At 35.0% G+C, this 16,673-nt stretch carries 17 protein-coding genes; 11 read left to right on the top strand and 6 right to left on the bottom strand.

The features are described from left to right. Positions 1–26 precede the first annotated feature (26 nt). Positions 27–1,577 carry a signal peptidase I gene (gene lepB / locus E0W73_RS12505; RefSeq protein WP_135222417.1) on the top strand — a complete coding sequence of 517 codons (1,551 nt, stop codon included), beginning with the start codon at positions 27–29 and terminating at the stop codon, positions 1,575–1,577. A 93-nt stretch (positions 1,578–1,670) separates the two neighbouring features. After that, on the top strand, positions 1,671–2,285 hold the full coding sequence (locus E0W73_RS12500; protein ID WP_135222416.1) for a WbqC family protein: 615 nt from the start codon (positions 1,671–1,673) through the stop codon (positions 2,283–2,285). Positions 2,286–2,355: 70 nt separating this feature from the next. On the opposite strand, the gene E0W73_RS12495 is transcribed toward E0W73_RS12500, so the two are convergent. The 6 genes from E0W73_RS12495 to E0W73_RS12470 all read right to left on the bottom strand — a co-directional run bounded on the left by E0W73_RS12495 (position 2,356) and on the right by E0W73_RS12470 (position 8,663). Next, on the bottom strand, positions 2,356–3,372 hold the full coding sequence (locus E0W73_RS12495) for an endonuclease/exonuclease/phosphatase family protein (RefSeq protein WP_135222546.1): 1,017 nt from the start codon (positions 3,370–3,372) through the stop codon (positions 2,356–2,358). A gap of 47 nt (positions 3,373–3,419) precedes the next feature. Next, the gene (locus E0W73_RS12490; RefSeq protein ID WP_135222415.1) at positions 3,420–4,283 is read right to left on the bottom strand and encodes a rhomboid family protein; all 864 of its coding nucleotides are present in this window, start codon (positions 4,281–4,283) and stop codon (positions 3,420–3,422) included. Between the two features lie 44 nt (positions 4,284–4,327). Beyond that, the gene (locus E0W73_RS12485; protein WP_162847701.1) at positions 4,328–5,140 is read right to left on the bottom strand and encodes a rhomboid family intramembrane serine protease; all 813 of its coding nucleotides are present in this window, start codon (positions 5,138–5,140) and stop codon (positions 4,328–4,330) included. Continuing rightward, the gene (mutL, locus tag E0W73_RS12480; RefSeq protein WP_135222414.1) at positions 5,137–7,068 is read right to left on the bottom strand and encodes a DNA mismatch repair endonuclease MutL; all 1,932 of its coding nucleotides are present in this window, start codon (positions 7,066–7,068) and stop codon (positions 5,137–5,139) included. Before mutL ends, E0W73_RS12485 begins: the two co-directional genes overlap by 4 nt. 162 nt (positions 7,069–7,230) lie before the next feature. Then, positions 7,231–7,803, bottom strand: a complete 573-nt coding sequence (ribH, locus tag E0W73_RS12475) for a 6,7-dimethyl-8-ribityllumazine synthase (RefSeq protein ID WP_135222413.1) — start codon at positions 7,801–7,803, stop codon at positions 7,231–7,233. 80 nt (positions 7,804–7,883) lie between these two features. Next, positions 7,884–8,663 (bottom strand): tetratricopeptide repeat protein, encoded by a 780-nt coding sequence (locus E0W73_RS12470; protein WP_135222412.1) that lies wholly within the window; start codon positions 8,661–8,663, stop codon positions 7,884–7,886. A gap of 361 nt (positions 8,664–9,024) precedes the next feature. Here E0W73_RS12470 and recF point away from each other — a divergent pair, with 361 nt between their 5' ends. The 9 genes from recF (at position 9,025) to E0W73_RS12425 (ending at position 16,608) form a co-directional block, all read left to right on the top strand. After that, entirely contained in the window at positions 9,025–10,104 is a 1,080-nt protein-coding gene (gene recF / locus E0W73_RS12465) for a DNA replication/repair protein RecF (RefSeq protein WP_135222411.1), read from the top strand. Positions 10,105–10,300: 196 nt separating this feature from the next. After that, entirely contained in the window at positions 10,301–10,975 is a 675-nt protein-coding gene (locus E0W73_RS12460; RefSeq protein ID WP_135222410.1) for a DUF2461 domain-containing protein, read from the top strand. A gap of 113 nt (positions 10,976–11,088) precedes the next feature. Beyond that, positions 11,089–12,135 carry a glycosyltransferase gene (locus E0W73_RS12455; RefSeq protein ID WP_135222409.1) on the top strand — a complete coding sequence of 349 codons (1,047 nt, stop codon included), beginning with the start codon at positions 11,089–11,091 and terminating at the stop codon, positions 12,133–12,135. 135 nt (positions 12,136–12,270) lie between these two features. Beyond that, the gene (murB, locus tag E0W73_RS12450; RefSeq protein ID WP_135222408.1) at positions 12,271–13,284 is read left to right on the top strand and encodes a UDP-N-acetylmuramate dehydrogenase; all 1,014 of its coding nucleotides are present in this window, start codon (positions 12,271–12,273) and stop codon (positions 13,282–13,284) included. A 35-nt stretch (positions 13,285–13,319) separates the two neighbouring features. Then, entirely contained in the window at positions 13,320–13,814 is a 495-nt protein-coding gene (locus E0W73_RS12445; RefSeq protein ID WP_135222407.1) for a hypothetical protein, read from the top strand. Next, positions 13,804–14,250: a GNAT family N-acetyltransferase gene (locus E0W73_RS12440; RefSeq protein WP_244248482.1), complete on the top strand. Its 447-nt coding sequence runs from the start codon at positions 13,804–13,806 to the stop codon at positions 14,248–14,250. The genes E0W73_RS12445 and E0W73_RS12440 overlap by 11 nt, the downstream gene beginning before the upstream one ends. Positions 14,251–14,260: 10 nt before the next feature. Beyond that, entirely contained in the window at positions 14,261–14,875 is a 615-nt protein-coding gene (locus E0W73_RS12435; RefSeq protein ID WP_135222405.1) for an FMN-binding negative transcriptional regulator, read from the top strand. Between the two features lie 84 nt (positions 14,876–14,959). Further along, the gene (locus E0W73_RS12430) at positions 14,960–16,066 is read left to right on the top strand and encodes a glycosyltransferase (RefSeq protein WP_135222404.1); all 1,107 of its coding nucleotides are present in this window, start codon (positions 14,960–14,962) and stop codon (positions 16,064–16,066) included. After that, a complete protein-coding gene (locus E0W73_RS12425) occupies positions 16,057–16,608 on the top strand; it encodes an RNA polymerase sigma factor (protein ID WP_135222403.1) in 552 nt (183 codons plus the stop codon). Before E0W73_RS12430 ends, E0W73_RS12425 begins: the two co-directional genes overlap by 10 nt. Positions 16,609–16,673: the final 65 nt, after the last annotated feature.

Here is a 16,673-nt window from a genome sequence, read left to right as displayed (position 1 = left end):
TTAAATCAATTATAAAAAATACTATTATGACACTTTACTCTTGGTTCGTATTTTTCTTAGCGGTACAAATTATTCATTTTCTCGGAACTTGGAAAATGTATCAGGCTGCAGGAAGAAAAAGTTGGGAAGCCGCAATCCCGGTTTACAATTCAATCATTTTAATGAAAATCATCAAAAGACCAACTTGGTGGACATTGCTGCTTTTCATTCCGATCATTAACCTTATAATGTTTCCGGTTGTATGGGTTGAAACTTTAAGATCTTTTGGCAAAAAATCAACTTTAGACACGATTCTAGTACTTGTCACTCTTGGTTTTTACATTTACTATGTCAATTACACTCAAAAATTACAACACAATCCAGATCGCAAATTAACTGCAGAAAATAAGACTGGCGACACCATAAGTTCACTTCTTTTTGCAATTATCGTAGCTACCTTGGTGCACACTTATGTAATTCAGCCGTATACTATTCCGACTTCATCATTAGAGAAATCACTATTAATTGGTGACTTTTTATTTGTCAGCAAAATAAATTATGGCCCGAGAGTACCTATGACAACTGTTGCTCTGCCAATGGTGCACGATTCGATTCCGCTTACAAAAAGCAAATCTTACTTAAGCTGGCCACAATTACCTTATTTTAGGCTTCCAGCAATAGAAAAAATCAACCGTTGCGATATTGTGGTCTTCAATTGGCCTGTAGATACCGTTCATTATTTCTTCGAGCCAAAAGGCAGACCAGGCGTTATTAAGCCTATAGACAAAAAGTCAAATTATGTAAAAAGATGCGTAGGTATTCCTGGAGACAGCTTATCTATTAAAGACGGCTTTGTTTTTATTAATGGCAAGAAATTGGTGCTTCCAGAAAGAGCAAAACCTCAATTTTCATATTCGGTAGCTTTGGACGGAAAAACTCCTATTGACTTCGAAACAATCTTTAAAGAATTAGATATTACAGATGGTTTTTTAACCAACGAAAAAAGAGATACCATATATTTTAGAGCCTTAACAGAGGCTGGCGCCGAACGCTTGAAAAACACTCCAGGGGTAACTGGAATCAAAAGAATAATCGACAAAGGAAATGATAATGCTATTTTCCCACATATCAACAAATGGAGCCAGGACAATATGGGGCCAATTTATATTCCTGAAGCCGGAAAAACTGTAGCATTAAACAACGAATCGCTTCCTTTCTACAAAGAAATCATCACAAATTACGAAGGAAATAAATTAGAGTTACAAGGTTCTAAATTTTTAATCAACGGAAAGCCCGCTACAACTTATACCTTCAAACAGAATTACTACTGGATGATGGGAGATAACAGACACAACTCTGAAGACAGCCGTTATTGGGGATATGTTCCTGAAAACCACATCGTAGGAAAACCAGTCTTTATTTGGTTGAGCTGGGATACAAATGGAAAAGGCATTAACAAAATCCGATGGGACAGAGTATTTACAACTGTTGACGGAGAAGGACAGCCACAATCTTACTTTAAGTATTTCTTAATGCTTCTTGCGGCTTACTTTATTGGAGAGTTTTTCTGGAAAAAAAGAAAAGCAAATAAAGAATAATTAAAAAAAGTTATTTTTGTGTCAGGTTTCAAATTTCAAGTCCGTGTAAAACTTGAAATTTGAAACCTGAAACGTTTAAACAAAAACTAAAACATGAATTCCCTACTACTTCCAACATATTTTCCTTCTATTAGTCATTTTGCTGTAATGGCACAATCTGAAACTATTACTTTTGAAATGGAAGATAATTTCCAGAAGCAGACCAATAGAAATCGAACTTACATCTATAGTCCGAACGGAATTCAGCTTTTAAACATTCCTGTAAAGCATTCAAAAACTGCACATCAAAAAACAAAAGACATTTTGATTGAAAATGAATTTGATTGGCAGAAACAGCATTTTAAATCATTGGAGGCCGCTTATAGAAGCTCTCCTTTCTTTGAATATTTCGAAGATGACATAACTCCTATTTTCGAGAAAAAACATGCTTTCTTGATGGATTTGAATTTCGAAGTTTTAGATATTGTTACCAAATGTCTTCGAATGAAAATTGAATTCGGGAAAACAGCTGAATACTTTCATGAAACACCCGATTTTGCCGATTTTAGATATTTGGCAAATGGAAAAAAAGATGCCAACTCATTCGAAAAATATACCCAGGTTTTTGATGACAAACACGGTTTTATCAACAATTTGAGTGTTTTGGATTTGCTTTTTAACGAAGGCAAATTTGCAATGGATTATCTGAAGACTCAGGAAATAATATAAATTATTAGGTTATTAGATTGTTAGGTTTTATTCCACTTTCAACACATCTAAGCCTCAACTTTTTATCAATTTAATCAATTGAAAGTCTGGTCATAATTGGATAATGATCTGAATTTTCGAAATCCGGAAAACTTTCAAACTGCTTAACTTTCATTTTGCTATCCGTAAAAATGTAGTCAATTCGGGCAGGATAATATTTAAACTTATAAGTTGCTCCAAAACCTTCTCCAGCCTCTTCAAAAGCATCTTTCAGTTTTCCTTTTATGTTTCTATAGATATAAGAAAACGGACTATTATTCATATCTCCGCAAATAATGATTGGGTATTTGCATTTTTTGATATGCTCTTTGAAGATTTCAGCCTGCTCTTGCTGTTGCTTGAAACTTTTGCTGATTCGAGCATAAATACGTTGTGATTTCTTCTGATTTACATTGTCGATATCATCCGAAATTTCGCTTACATCAGGAGATATCTTAATCGACTGCAAGTGCATATTGTAAACACGAATAATATCTTTTCCGCGCTTAATATCAGCATAAACTACATTGTTATCCGATTTAGGAAACACGATATTTCCTTCATCAATAATTGGGAATTTAGAAAAAATAGCCTGACCAGTTTTCACTTTATTTCCGTCAATAAAAATATAGCGATGCGGATAAACCTTTAAATCCAAATGAGCAGAATTAGAATATTCCTGAATGCATAAAATATCAGGATCTTTTTCGTCTATAAAACTTTTGATATTAGACGGGATGTCGTCGCGATCCAGCCATTTAAAAACATTAAAAAGACGGACATTATAACTCATAACCGAGAAATCCTTTTCGTCTCGGATATATTCTTTTGCAGAAAACTTATAGAATTTATTGATAAAGGTAATCCCGATAAGCAAAACCAAACCAGACAAAATAAGGCGTTTCTTAAACTGAATTGCCCAATAGACAAAGAAAAGTCCGTTGGCGACAAAAAAAGCCGGCATAAACAACGTAAGCACCGATAAAAGCGGAAAGCTTTTCGGTGCCAAAAACGGAAGAATATAGACACTAAATGTAACTACAGTTAGTACTATGTTCAAAAAAAACATGATTTTATTAAACCAGGAAAGGTTTTTCATAATTTTTCCCTACAAGATTATTTTCCAGCTTTAAGTAAAAACTCTTTTTCTTCTTTTGTTAAGCAATCGTAACCCGACTGGCTGATTTTGTCCAAAATTTCATCAATCTGCTGTTGCGTTTTGTCTTTTGTTACAATTTTTGATGTTGTTCTTTCTGTAGGTTTGTTGTAATTTTTATAAACTTTTTTAAATGGGGTCTTAGGGGATTTTCTAAACAGATTTGCGAAGAAATCTAACATGCGAGTAATAATTAGACTTAAATCGGTTCCGTTCTGCAACAGTTTGATGTAAGCAAATCCGAAGAGCGCTCCAGCCAAATGCGAAATATGTCCGCCCATATTTCCTGAGCGAAACTGCACTAAATCTAAAACTAAAATTACCGCCGTTATATGCCAGAGTTTTACATTTCCGAAGAGAAACAAACGAACATTCATTAGCGGAGAATACGTTGTTGTTGCGACCAAAACAGCCATTATGGCAGCCGAAGCTCCTACAATTGAACCATAAATATCCGAAAAATAAAAACTTATTGCAAATACAATTCCGGCAAAAAGCGCGCTTAAAATGTATAATCCTAGATATTGCTTTTGAGTGAAATAGGTCAAAAACAAGTTGCTCGCAAAATTTAGAACCATCATATTGAACAACAAATGCCAAAAATCAAAATGAAAAAAAGCATAAGTTAAAAACGTCCACGGCTTAAACATAAAAACCTGAGGATCTGAGGACAAAGCCAACCAGCTTGGATAGTCAAATGCTCCTGTGAATTTCGGCCAGAAAAAAACCAAAGAAATAATAAAACAAGCTATATTCCAATAAATAATGCGCATCGCTATACCGCCTAATCTATATTGCAGTTTTAAATCGTCAAGAATATTCATAAAGCCTCTGTTGGTTTTTTACAATTAATTATTAAAGTTAGAAATTAATTCCAACGATTGCCATTAAATTGATTTTTTTTCCAGTACCACATCATTAAAAACCCTGCTACTGCGCCACCAACATGGGCAAAATGCGCAATTCCTGTTCCGCCAGTTCCAAACAAAGAACTGCCTTTGAATCCTAAAAACAAATCGATTGCTAAGATTCCAGGAACAAAGTATTTCGCTTTTATCGGAACTGGAATAAATAATAAAGCAAGCTGTGCATTGGGAAACATAAATGCAAAAGCAGTCAGCAAACCGTAAATAGCGCCAGAAGCTCCTAAAACCGGTGATTGCATGATTATACCAGCCTGCTGTAAAACATTAAACTGTTCCTGTGTACAATGCGATTTATTCAATATCGTTGCGATTTCTCCCTGCACCATCTTGCCACTTGCATCAAACAAAGACTGATAATCGGCATTCAAAATCAAATGCAGTTCAGATTTCGATAAATTTAAATCAGATACAGAACTTAAAAGAGACTGTAATTGCAGGTAATTGACACCCGTATGCAACAAAGCCGCTCCTAATCCGCATGAGATGTAGAAAAACAAGAATTTTTTTCCTCCCCAAAAATGCTCCAACGCAGAACCAAAACTATATAAAGCAAACATATTAAATAAAATATGAGCAAAATTTGGCCATGGTGCATGCATAAACATATGCGTAATAATCTGCCATATCCTGAATTGATCGCTTTCTGGATAATACAACATTAAATACTCATAAGAAACTGGCACTAACTGCGAACCAATAAAAAAGATAATATTAATTATAAGCAGCTGTTTTACAACTGGAGTCATATTCATCATAAGGCAAACTTTTTATCTATATCTTCAACACGCATGGTGATGAAGGTAGGTTTTTGAAAAGGTGAAATATTTGGATCTTTACAGGCAAATAAACCGTTTACGAGATTATCCTGCTCTTTTTCGGTTAAATAAGATCCCGTTTTAACCGCTAAACTTTTTGCCATAGATTTGGCAATGGTATCATTTTGGCTGAAACTGTTGGCCGGAATTCCGTCCTGCAGATCGCTCAACAATTGCTCGATTACTAATGAAACTTCGCTTTCGGTAATATTTACCGGAATTCCCGACACTACTAAATGATCTGTTTTCGAATCATCAAAAACAAATCCAGTTGTTTCCAGCGAGGGTTTTAATTCTTCAATCTGTTTCATCTCTGAAGCGGAATAAAACAAATCTAAAGGAAAAAGCAGTTGTTGGCTTGCCGCCTGATTGACTGTCATGTTCAGCAAAAACTGTTCGTACAAAATACGCTGATGCGCTCGCTGCTGATCTACAATAATCATCCCCGATTTAATTGGAGAAACAATGTATTTTTTATGAATTTGATACGTTTTCTGTGCTACCTGCTCTACCTCATCTTCATTAAAAAGCGAAGAAGTAACCTCTTCATTTTCGAATGTAAAAGGAGAACTCTCGATGCTTTCAGGATTTTCGGTATCCAAACCAACATACAAACTTTCCCAGCTTGCGGTTGGTTCTACTCTTTTCGAATAACCAGAAAACGAAGATCCAGAATAAGACGAACCCGATGACGCTCCTGAACTGCTGTAACTAGAAGTTCCCGAACTGGCTTTGCTGTAATGCTGATTGGTCTTATCGTCTGTAAACGGATTAAAAGTAGTATCAACCTGAATGGTAGGTGTCTCTGCCTCCATATCTTTGTAATGATATGGCGTATCTAAGTTGGCATCTCTATCAAAATCTAAAACCGGAGCAACATTAAACTGCCCTAAACTATGTTTGATTGATGCTCGCAAAATAGCGTACAAAGCTTGCTCATCATCAAACTTAATCTCTGTTTTAGTGGGATGAATATTAATATCAATCGTATTTGGCGGAACCTGAAGAAACAAGAAGTAACTTGGCTGGCAACCGTCTTTCAGCAATCCTTCGTATGCAGACATTACGGCATGATGCAAATAACCGCTTTTAATAAATCGGTCGTTTACAAAAAAGAACTGCTCCCCTCTATTTTTCTTGGCAAACTCTGGTTTGCAAACAAATCCCTGAATATTGATGATCTCGGTATCTTCGTTTACTGGAACCAGTTTTTCATTGGTTTTGCCCGACATAATCCCCACAATTCTTTGGCGATATCCCGCAGCAGGCAGATTATACATTTCGCTTCCGTTATGATAAAATGTGAAATGAATATTAGGATGAGCGAGAGCAACACGCTGAAATTCATCCATAACATGGCGAAATTCTACAGTATCTGATTTTAAAAAATTTCGGCGCGCCGGAATATTAAAGAATAAATTCTTAACCGCAAATGAAGTTCCTTTCGGAACCACAGCAGCCTCTTGTGAAACAAATTTACTTCCTTCGATTATAATATGAGTTCCCAATTCATCCTGATCTTGCTTGGTCTTCATTTCCATATGGGCAATTGCCGCAATCGAAGCCAAAGCTTCTCCACGAAAACCTTTTGTATGAAGAGAAAACAAATCTTCTGCCTGACGGATTTTGGAAGTTGCATGACGCGCAAAACACAAACGCGCGTCGGTCACATTCATACCAACACCATTATCAATTACTTGAATAAGTGACTTGCCGGCATCTTTTATAATCAATTTAATATCAGTTGCTTTTGCATCAACAGCATTTTCCAACAACTCTTTAACGACCGATGCGGGTCTCTGCACCACCTCGCCGGCGGCAATCTGATTAGCAACGTGATCGGGAAGTAATTGAATGATACTTGACATTAAGCGAAAATATTTTTTAAGATTAGGTTAAGTTTTTTGAACCAAGAAGCACAAATTTAGTAAATTTTGCTTTGGTTTTGGAACAACAGCTGTCATAAAAAAAACAAAAAACCTATACCATTTTCACACAGTATAGGTTTTATTATTTTAAAACAATTGTGTTTATTCTTTGTCTATTTTGATTGGAGTTTCTTCAATCTGAATTGCGCCTGATGATAGTAATGGCTGATTAAAAGCATGCGAAATTGAAGCCTGTTGGCGGATATATGCCATCTTGATTGCCGCAATTGCTGCCTCGGTCCCTTTGTTTCCGTGAGCGCCACCGCTTCTGTCGATTGATTGTTGCATATTGTTATCTGTTAAAACACAGAAAATGACAGGAATATCAGTCTGAACATTCAAATCTTTGATTCCTTGCGTCACGCCTTCGCAAACAAAATCGAAGTGTTTTGTTTCTCCCTGAATCACACATCCGATTACAATAACGGCATCAACATTTTGAGTTTGCAGCATTTTTTTTGCTCCGTAAATAAGCTCAAAACTTCCCGGAACATTCCAGCGTATAATCTGCTGGGCAGGAACATCACAATCGATTAAAGCTTCAAAAGCGCCATTGTAAAGTCCTTCTGTGATTGTATCATTCCATTCAGAAACAACAATCCCAAATCGAAAGTCTTTCGCATTTGGGATTGTGTTTTTATCGTACTCTGACAAGTTTTTATTTTCAGTAGCCATCTGTAATATTTTAGTATTTTGATTTAGACTATAAATTCGTAAATACAAATCTACAATCTTAAATCTAAAGTCTAAAATTTTTATTGCGCTAATCCGATTAATAAGTCTACAGAAGCTGCTTCTGGAGCTGTATCGTAATTATCTTTTATATCGTTAAGATATTTTAATGCATCTTCTTTTTGCCCTAATGCCAAAGCAGTTTTAGCAGCTTTTAAAAGGAAACGAGGAGTAGTAAAATCGTTTTTGTTAGATTCTGCCGCTTTTACATAATAATCTAATGCTTCTTTCTGCTGATTTTTCTGAGAATAAGCATCTCCGATAGCTCCTTTTGCTAGAGCGCTTAAGATTACGTCATCAGATTTGAATTCTCCTAAATATTTAATAGCCTCATCAAATTTTCCTGTATTCAAATAAGCAGTTCCTGCATAGTAATTAGCTAAGTTTCCTGCATCTGTACCAGAATATTCTTCAGCGATTTTTACAAAACCGAATTTACCTTCAGAACCATTCAATGATAATTTATATAATGAATCGCTTGAAACACCGTTTAGCGCTTTTTCAAAGTTTTGTTGCGCCACAAACATTTCGCTTGCCGCTTCTTCTTGTTTTGGGTTTTCAATAAATTTTTGGTAAGCTAGATAACCGATAGTTGCAACAGCAATACCAGCAACCAAACCAATAATGATTTTTTGATTTTTAGCCACCCAATCCTCAGTTTTTGAAGCAGTCTCGTCTAATTTTGAGAAAACGCCAGCTGTAGTGCTGTCTTTTTCGTCAATAACTACCTGTTGTTCCTCAGTTACTTCTTTAACTTCCTTCTCCTTTGGTGTCTTATATCCTCTTTTATTGTAAGTTGCCATTTAAAATTAATTTAGTGAACGGCAAAAATAAAATTTTTCTTGAAACTGAGATAAAAAATTTCAATTTTATCACTATTTTAAAAGAAATATTTTCGATAATCATTTGTGCTTTCGCGAAAGCGTTAAAATAAATTAACTCAGAATCGTCCTAAAGCCAATTATATCGATAATTTTCGGTAATTTGCACCCACAATTCAAATCAATTTCTGAAAGCTAAAGAATTTATTTTTTAGCCACAGATTTCACAGATTAACACAGATTATTTTTTCAAAAAAATCCTTTTAATCCTTTTAATTTGTGGCTGAGCAAAAAATAATTGACACAAAATTTCCAACTTTATTTATATAGAGTCTTCTAAAAAATGCATCTGAACAAAATCTCATTATTCAATTATAAAAACTTTTCTGAAGCGAGTTTTGATTTCGACATCAAAATCAATTGTTTCGTGGGCAAAAACGGAATCGGGAAAACCAATGTTCTGGATGCCATTTACCATTTGGCCTACGGAAAAAGCTATTTTAACCCGATGGCGCTGCAGAACATTAAACACGGAGAAGAGTTTTTTGTGATTGATGCCGAACTCGAAAAAAACGAAAGGGTCGAGCAGATTGTTTGCAGCCTCAAGAAAGGACAAAAAAAAGTCTTAAAGCGAAACGGAAAAGCGTACGAAAAATTCTCAGACCATATCGGTTTTATTCCGTTGGTGATTATTTCGCCCGCCGACCGTGATTTGATTATCGAAGGAAGCGAAACCCGTCGTAAATTTATGGACAGTGTGATTTCGCAATTGGATGCCGCTTATTTGCATCAGCTTATTCAATATCAAAAAGTGATCACCCAGCGAAATGCCTTATTGAAATATTTTGCCCTTAATCATACTTTTGACAACGACACCTTATCTATATATAATGAACAGCTCAACGAATACGGAAAATCTATTTTTGAAAAACGGAAAGATTTCCTAGAGCAGTTTATACCTATATTTAATGTACACCATCAGGCAATAACGGGATCGGCAGAAAATGTGCAATTGGTTTATGAAAGCCATTTGTTTGAAAAAGATTTATTGACTCTATTACAGGAAAACATCAACAAAGACAGGGCACTTCATTATACTAGCGTCGGAATCCACAAAGATGATTTGTTGTTTGAAATCGATTCGCATCCTATTAAAAAATTTGGGTCGCAAGGACAGCAAAAATCTTTTTTGATTGCATTGAAACTGGCTCAGTTTGAGTTCTTGAAAAAACAAAGCGGCGTAAAACCTATTTTATTATTTGATGATATTTTTGACAAACTGGACGAAACCCGTGTCGCCAAAATCATTGAAATGGTAAACAGCGAAACTTTCGGCCAGCTTTTTATTTCTGACACTCATCCGGAACGAACCGAAGCGATTGTAAAATCGACGCATCAAACCTATAAGATTTTTAATTTGTAAAGTTTTTTTGCCACGAATTTCACGAATTTACACCAATTATTTTTGCCACAATTTGAAAGTAGTAAAATGATTCAATCTGTGTAAATCTTTTAATCTGTGGCTAAATAAGAAAATAAATTAGTGTAAATTCGTGTAATTCGTGGCAAACTAAAAAAACGAGTTTAAAAAAAAACAACTGCAATCAAAAATATAGAATATGCTGACTAAAGAATCATTGCAATTTTTAGACGATTTAAAAAAGAACAACAATAGAGAATGGTTTCAGGAGAATAAAAAGAGATATGAGGTTTTCAAAAAAGACTATCATCAATTGGTAAGCGCTTTTTTGGATGTCATGAAACCGCTTGATCCTTCGCTGGAATTACTTGAGGTTAAAGATTGTACATTCAGAATCAATCGCGATATACGATTTTCTAAAGACAAGTCTCCTTATAAAGCACATTTAGGCGTTTGGCTTTCGTCTGGTGCGAAAGGTGCAAATCGCTCAGGTTATTATGTTCATATAGAAAAAGGCGCCAGTTTTATAGCCGGCGGATTTTATTCGCCAGATTCAGATGAGCTGAAAAAAGTCCGTAAAGAAATCGCTTTTTTTTATGATGATTTGCAGGAAATCTTAAACGACAAAAACTTTAAAAAAGAGTTTGGAAATCTGGATATAAACGAAAATAATTCTCTAAAAAGCATGCCACGTGGTTACGAAAAAGACCATCCTGCAATTGAGTTCTTAAAACTGAAAAGTTTCACTGCCACTCAAGTTTACAATGTTTCTGAAGTGTTGGAAAAAGATTTTGCAAAGAAAATGAGCAAAAAACTAATTGCTCTTAAACCTTTAAATGATTTTATCAATCGCGCTTTAGATACTGACGAATAAAAATAGCCACGAATTTCACGAATTGACATGAATTTCACGAATTGACACGAATTGACACGAATTAATTTGTGGAAATTTGTGAAATTTGTGGCAACAAAAAACGTATTCATTGAATGAAAAGAAAAATACTTTTTCTTGGAGAATCTTACCGCGCCGACGCCATAACGTGGATGAAAGGCCTGAAAGAATTTGGTGATTTTGAAATCATTACTTGGGAGCTTCAAACTCCGAACACGCAGAGATTCAAACGCATTTTAGAATATTTGTTCGCTCCGCTTACTATCCGAAAAATCATTCGAAGAGAAAAACCAGACATGGTTATTGCAGAAAGAACGACCAGTTATGGTTTTCTTGCCTCAATATCTGGCTCTAAAACGATTGCCATCGCGCAACAAGGCCGAACCGATTTATGGCCAGAAGAATCTATTTTATATTCTTTTAAGAAATTCATTCAGCAACAAGCTTTCAAAAAAGCGCATTTAATTCACGCTTGGGGACCTGTCATGGCAATTCACATGAAAGCCTCCGGAGTTGATATGAACAAAGTTTTGGTTCTTCCTAAAGGAATTGATTTGTCTCTTTTTGCACCTTCAACTAATAATTCCAATAAAATTGAAGCAATTGTGACGCGCTCTCTTCAACCAGAATATAGACATGATTCTATCTTAAAGGCTTTTGGAATTTTACATCAAAAAGGAATTGATTTTTCACTGACAATTGTTGGAGACGGAACACGACTGCAATATTTAAAAAATTTAGCTATAGCACTTCAAATAGAAAGCAAAGTCATTTTTACAGGCAGAATTCCGAATACAGAACTTCCTACATTATTGCAACAATCAAACATCTATATCAGCATGCCAACTACAGAAGGCGTTTCGGCATCGTTGTTTGAAGCAATGGCTTGCAATTGTTACCCAATAGTTTCAGATATTCCCGGAAATCGAAGCTGGATCGCGCATCGGGAAAACGGACAATTGATTGAAGTTGACAATATCGAAATGCTGTCCAATGAATTAATCTGGTCTTTTGAAAATTCCGAATCTCGAAATCAGGCTATTATCCGAAACCGAAAATTCGTAGAAGAAAATGCGAATTATGATGTAAATATGAAGGTTATATCGGAGAAATATCATGAGTTGCTAGATTCTCAAACATAATATAACCGCAAAGTTCGCTAAGATTTACGCAATGAACGCAAAGCTTAGCGAACTTTGCGAAAACTTTGCGTCTTTGCGGTTAGAAAAAAAACTTATAATCCTTACTTTTGAATCAGATTAAAAAGCCTTTTATTTATGGAAATCCAATCCAATTTCTCTTTAAAAAAATATAATACTTTTGGAATTGAAGCCAATGCTAAGCAATTTGTTGCCGTTCATTCTATAGACGAACTAAAAACCATTTTGTTAGCGAACAAAAATGAAAAAAAATTTATTTTGGGCGGCGGAAGCAATATGCTTTTAACGAAAGATATCGATGCTTTGGTTATTCATATTGATTTAAAAGGCAAAAAAATAATCAAAGAAGACGATGATTTTGTCTGGGTTGAAAGTCAGGCTGGAGAAACGTGGCACGACTTTGTTCTTTGGACAATCGACAATAATTTCGGCGGACTAGAAAATATGTCGCTTATTCCTGGAAATGTAGGCACTACCCCTGTTCAGAATATCGGCGCTTACGGAACCGAAATTAAAGACACTTTTGTTTCTTGCGAAGCGATGAATATTGCCACTCAGGAAATGAAAACTTTTGACAATGCGGCATGTAGTTTTGGCTACCGCGAAAGCATTTTTAAAAATGAAGTAAAAGACCAATATATTATTACTTCGGTTGTTTTTAAATTGACTAAACGCAATCATAAAATCAACACTTCTTATGGAGATATTCTAGCTGAATTGGCTAAAAACAATATCAGCGAACCAACCTTAAAAGATGTCAGTAATGCCGTAATTGCCATTAGACAAAGCAAACTTCCTGACCCTAAAGAATTAGGAAACAGCGGCAGTTTCTTTAAAAATCCAATTATATCAAAATCTGAATTTGAGAAAATCCATCAAAAATTTCCCGAAATGAAATTTTACGAAGTTTCTGAAACCGAAGTAAAAGTTCCCGCCGGCTGGTTGATTGAGCAAGCAGGCTTTAAAGGAAAACGTTTTGGAGATGCTGGAGTTCACAAAAATCAGGCTTTGGTTTTGGTAAATTACGGAAACGCAACTGGACAGGAAATCTTAACAGTATCAAAAGAAGTTCAAAAGGCTGTTTTTGAAATTTTTGGCATTCAAATTGAGGCTGAAGTGAATGTGATTTAAAATTAAACACAGCTAACTTACCTAACCAAAATTTAATGAAAAAACTGGATATTCGAGTTATTTTACTGCAATTCCTCGGAATAACTTTACTGACAAACGGAATACTGCAATTGCGGTATTTCTCGGTTGCAGAAAAATTCCTTTGTGCAATAAATCATTTCAACGATCAAACATCGGAATGCTGGAAAAACTCCTTTCCTTCCAAAGAAGATTTTTTCAACTTTTTTCCCGGAATCTACATCTGGATATTCATCGGGCTTGTCATCGGAATTTTTATAGTTTCATTCTTAAACTGGAAAAACAAGCTTTCGGCTCTGAACACTATTTTGGTTGCCTTGGTCATGTACATTCTATTAAAACTAAAACTCTTTAGAAGAGGAATTATTTCTCGTCCGTTTCATCCAATAAGAGCTTTATTTTCTGATGATTTCGGCACGCAATGTTTAATCGAAGGAGCAACTTTTACTGTTTTGGGATTGTTGATTTTATATTTTAGCGTAAACTTTAAAAACAATTCAATTGAAAATTAGAATTACAAATCCAGACAACGAAAAAGCTGCTCCGATAATCGAAGAACTATCTGAAAATCTTTATATTCGTTTTGGAAGCGATGGAAAAAATTCTTTTACCAATTGGGAAAACAACAATCCTGATTTTGTTTTTGCTATCGCAGAAACGAATAATGAAATAGTAGGATGCGGAGCTGTAAGGCCTATAGATGAAAAAACTGGAGAGATCAAAAGGATGTATGCCAAATATCAAGGGCAGAAAATCGGGCAGTCAATTTTAAATTTTCTAGAAGAAAAAGCCAAAGAAAATGGTTTTTCTACGTTAGCACTAGAAACAAGGGCGAAGAATCTGCAAGCTATTCGGTTTTATGAAAAGCAAGGATATAAAACAATTCCTAATTACGGAAAATACAAAGACCGTCTTGAAGCGGTCTGTTTTGGAAAATCACTAACATAATCGCTAAACCATGTATATACCAGACTTGTACAAAGACGAAAATCCAGAATCTATTAAGGCATTCATAAATCAAAACAGTTTCGGAATTTTAATCAACCAAACAAACGGAAGACTTTGGGCGACGCACATACCAATGGAACTTGACGTAAACGCCGAAGGAAAAGAAATTCTACATGGGCATATTTCAAAATTAAATCCACAGGCTGAAGGTTTCAGACAAGACGATAAAGTTCTGGCTGTTTTTTCAGGTCCGCATAGCTATATTTCTTCTTCTTGGTACGACCACGAAAACGTTCCGACATGGAATTACACCGCAGTACACGTTTACGGAAGAATAAAAATTGTAGATGAAACCACCGCAATTGAACAGCTAAAAAAATTGGTAGACAAGTACGAAACCCATTCTGAAAATCCCGTGAGAGTCGAAGAATTATCTGCAAAAACAATGCGCGAAGCTCGTGGTATATTTGGTTTGGAAATCGAAATCGAAGAAATCCAGGCAGTTAAAAAACTATCTCAAAACCGTGACGACAAGAACTATAAAAATATAATTTTGGAGTTACAAAAAACCGAAAATGCTCAGTCTATTGCCGTTGCAGAAGAAATGTCAAAATGCAGAAAGTAAATTACTTTTGGGTGTTGAATTTAACGAATTCATAATTACATTTGCAATCTCAGAAATAGAATTATTAGTCACTAAATAAAACAGATGCTTATATACATATTTTACTCTTTTATTATTATTGTTTTCATTCAGATTTGTTACTACTTAGGAGTTTTTGGGAAATTTGCTTTCAGCAGACCACAAGAAATCAAACCAAAAAACGTTCCCGTTTCTGTTATCGTATGCGCCAAAAATGAAGAAGAAAATGTAAAAAAATATGTGCCTTTGCTGGCAGAACAAGATTATCCGGATTTCGAGATTGTCTTAATTGACGATGCGTCAAGAGACGAAACGCTTGAAATTTTTGAAGAATTCGAAACTAAGTACCCTAACATCCGTTTAGTTAAGGTTGAAAACAACGAAGCTTTCTGGGGTAACAAAAAATATGCTCTAACACTCGGAATCAAGGCGGCAAAAAAAGAATTCCTTCTTTTTACAGACGCAGACTGTTATCCAGCTTCAAAAGATTGGATTACTGCCATGACTTCTCAGTTTACTAATGAAAAAACAATTGTGCTGGGTTACGGCGGTTATGAAAAAGTAGAAAGATCATTTCTTAATAAAATCATACGTTTTGAAACAGTTTTGACAGCTGTGCAATATTTTTCTTGGGCAAAATCAGGACTTCCGTATATGGGCGTTGGAAGAAATTTAGCTTACAAAAAAGAAGAATTTTTTAACGTAAACGGATTTATAAATCATATTCAGGTACGTTCCGGAGATGATGATTTGTTTGTAAACGAAGCCGCCAACAAGAGCAACACCACAATTGCATTTGCTCCAGAGAGTTTTACCTATTCTAAACCTAAAAAAACTTTTAAAGATTGGTTTACCCAAAAGAGAAGACACGTTTCTACTGCAGAGCATTATAAATTCTTTGACAAAATGCAATTGGGCTTATTTTTCTGCTCCCAGTTTTTCTTCTTTTTATTAGCAATTATTCTGCTTTCATTTCAATTTCAATGGATAGCAGTATTGGCAATACTCGCAGCTCGATATACCATAACTTGGACAGTAATTGGATGTTCTGCAGGGAAACTTAAAGAAAATGACCTAAAATTTTGGTTTCCTGTGGTAGAAATTGCGCTTATATTAACGCAAATTAATATCTTTATAACTAATATCTTTTCAAAACCAGTATATTGGAAATAAATTCTAAAATAGAAAAAGCAAAAAAAGGCGATCAAATCGCCTTTACTTTTTTATTAGACCATTATTGGAATGAGGTTTACAGCTTCATGCTCAAACGCACCGAAAACGAAACCACCGCAGAAGACATTACTATAGAAACCTTTGCCAAAGCATTTGACAAAATTGGCTCTTACAATCCCGAATTTCAATTCAACACCTGGCTTATTGCAATTGCAAAAAATGTGTATATCGATATATTGAGAAAAAAGAAAACCAATCTTTTTATCGAAATTACCGACAACGAAGACCAGCAAGCCTATAATATTGCAGACCCAACTCCTTCTGCAGAAGATGCTTTAATTAAAGAACAGAATCTATCCAGACTTCTTTTATGCATCAAAGAATTAAAACCCCACTATCAAGAAGTAATTCAGTTGCGCTATTTTCAGGAAATGACATATCAGGAAATTGCAGCTAAAATTGACGAGCCTCTAAGCAGTGTAAAAGTAAAACTTCTTCGCGCCAAAAAATTATTGGCAGAAATTATCGAACGTAACAGATAATTTATTATCTTTATTAAAAGAATAAGATATTCTTAGTTTTATTCTTAAAAAACTTTTTTGTCACA

The sequence above is a fragment of the Flavobacterium foetidum genome (assembly GCF_004634245.1).
In the GTDB taxonomy this organism is placed as follows: domain Bacteria; phylum Bacteroidota; class Bacteroidia; order Flavobacteriales; family Flavobacteriaceae; genus Flavobacterium; species Flavobacterium foetidum.
The sequence above is the reverse complement of the archived record's forward strand: the minus strand, read 5'-3'. Positions and strand labels throughout refer to the sequence as shown.

Bases quoted from the DNA above. Each gene is read 5' to 3' on its own strand.
- E0W73_RS12435 (WP_135222405.1), top strand. From the start codon at position 14,261: ATGTATATACCAGACTTGTACAAAGACGAAAATCCAGAATCTATTAAG.
- E0W73_RS12495 (WP_135222546.1), bottom strand. From the start codon at position 3,372: ATGTTTTTTTTGAACATAGTACTAACTGTAGTTACATTTAGTGTCTAT.
- E0W73_RS12445 (WP_135222407.1), top strand. From the start codon at position 13,320: ATGAAAAAACTGGATATTCGAGTTATTTTACTGCAATTCCTCGGAATA.
- E0W73_RS12430 (WP_135222404.1), top strand. From the start codon at position 14,960: ATGCTTATATACATATTTTACTCTTTTATTATTATTGTTTTCATTCAG.
- mutL (WP_135222414.1), bottom strand. From the start codon at position 7,068: ATGTCAAGTATCATTCAATTACTTCCCGATCACGTTGCTAATCAGATT.
- E0W73_RS12485 (WP_162847701.1), bottom strand. From the start codon at position 5,140: ATGATGAATATGACTCCAGTTGTAAAACAGCTGCTTATAATTAATATT.
- ribH (WP_135222413.1), bottom strand. From the start codon at position 7,803: ATGGCTACTGAAAATAAAAACTTGTCAGAGTACGATAAAAACACAATC.
- E0W73_RS12500 (WP_135222416.1), top strand. From the start codon at position 1,671: ATGAATTCCCTACTACTTCCAACATATTTTCCTTCTATTAGTCATTTT.
- lepB (WP_135222417.1), top strand. From the start codon at position 27: ATGACACTTTACTCTTGGTTCGTATTTTTCTTAGCGGTACAAATTATT.
- E0W73_RS12490 (WP_135222415.1), bottom strand. From the start codon at position 4,283: ATGAATATTCTTGACGATTTAAAACTGCAATATAGATTAGGCGGTATA.
- recF (WP_135222411.1), top strand. From the start codon at position 9,025: ATGCATCTGAACAAAATCTCATTATTCAATTATAAAAACTTTTCTGAA.
- murB (WP_135222408.1), top strand. From the start codon at position 12,271: ATGGAAATCCAATCCAATTTCTCTTTAAAAAAATATAATACTTTTGGA.
- E0W73_RS12470 (WP_135222412.1), bottom strand. From the start codon at position 8,663: ATGGCAACTTACAATAAAAGAGGATATAAGACACCAAAGGAGAAGGAA.
- E0W73_RS12460 (WP_135222410.1), top strand. From the start codon at position 10,301: ATGCTGACTAAAGAATCATTGCAATTTTTAGACGATTTAAAAAAGAAC.
- E0W73_RS12455 (WP_135222409.1), top strand. From the start codon at position 11,089: ATGAAAAGAAAAATACTTTTTCTTGGAGAATCTTACCGCGCCGACGCC.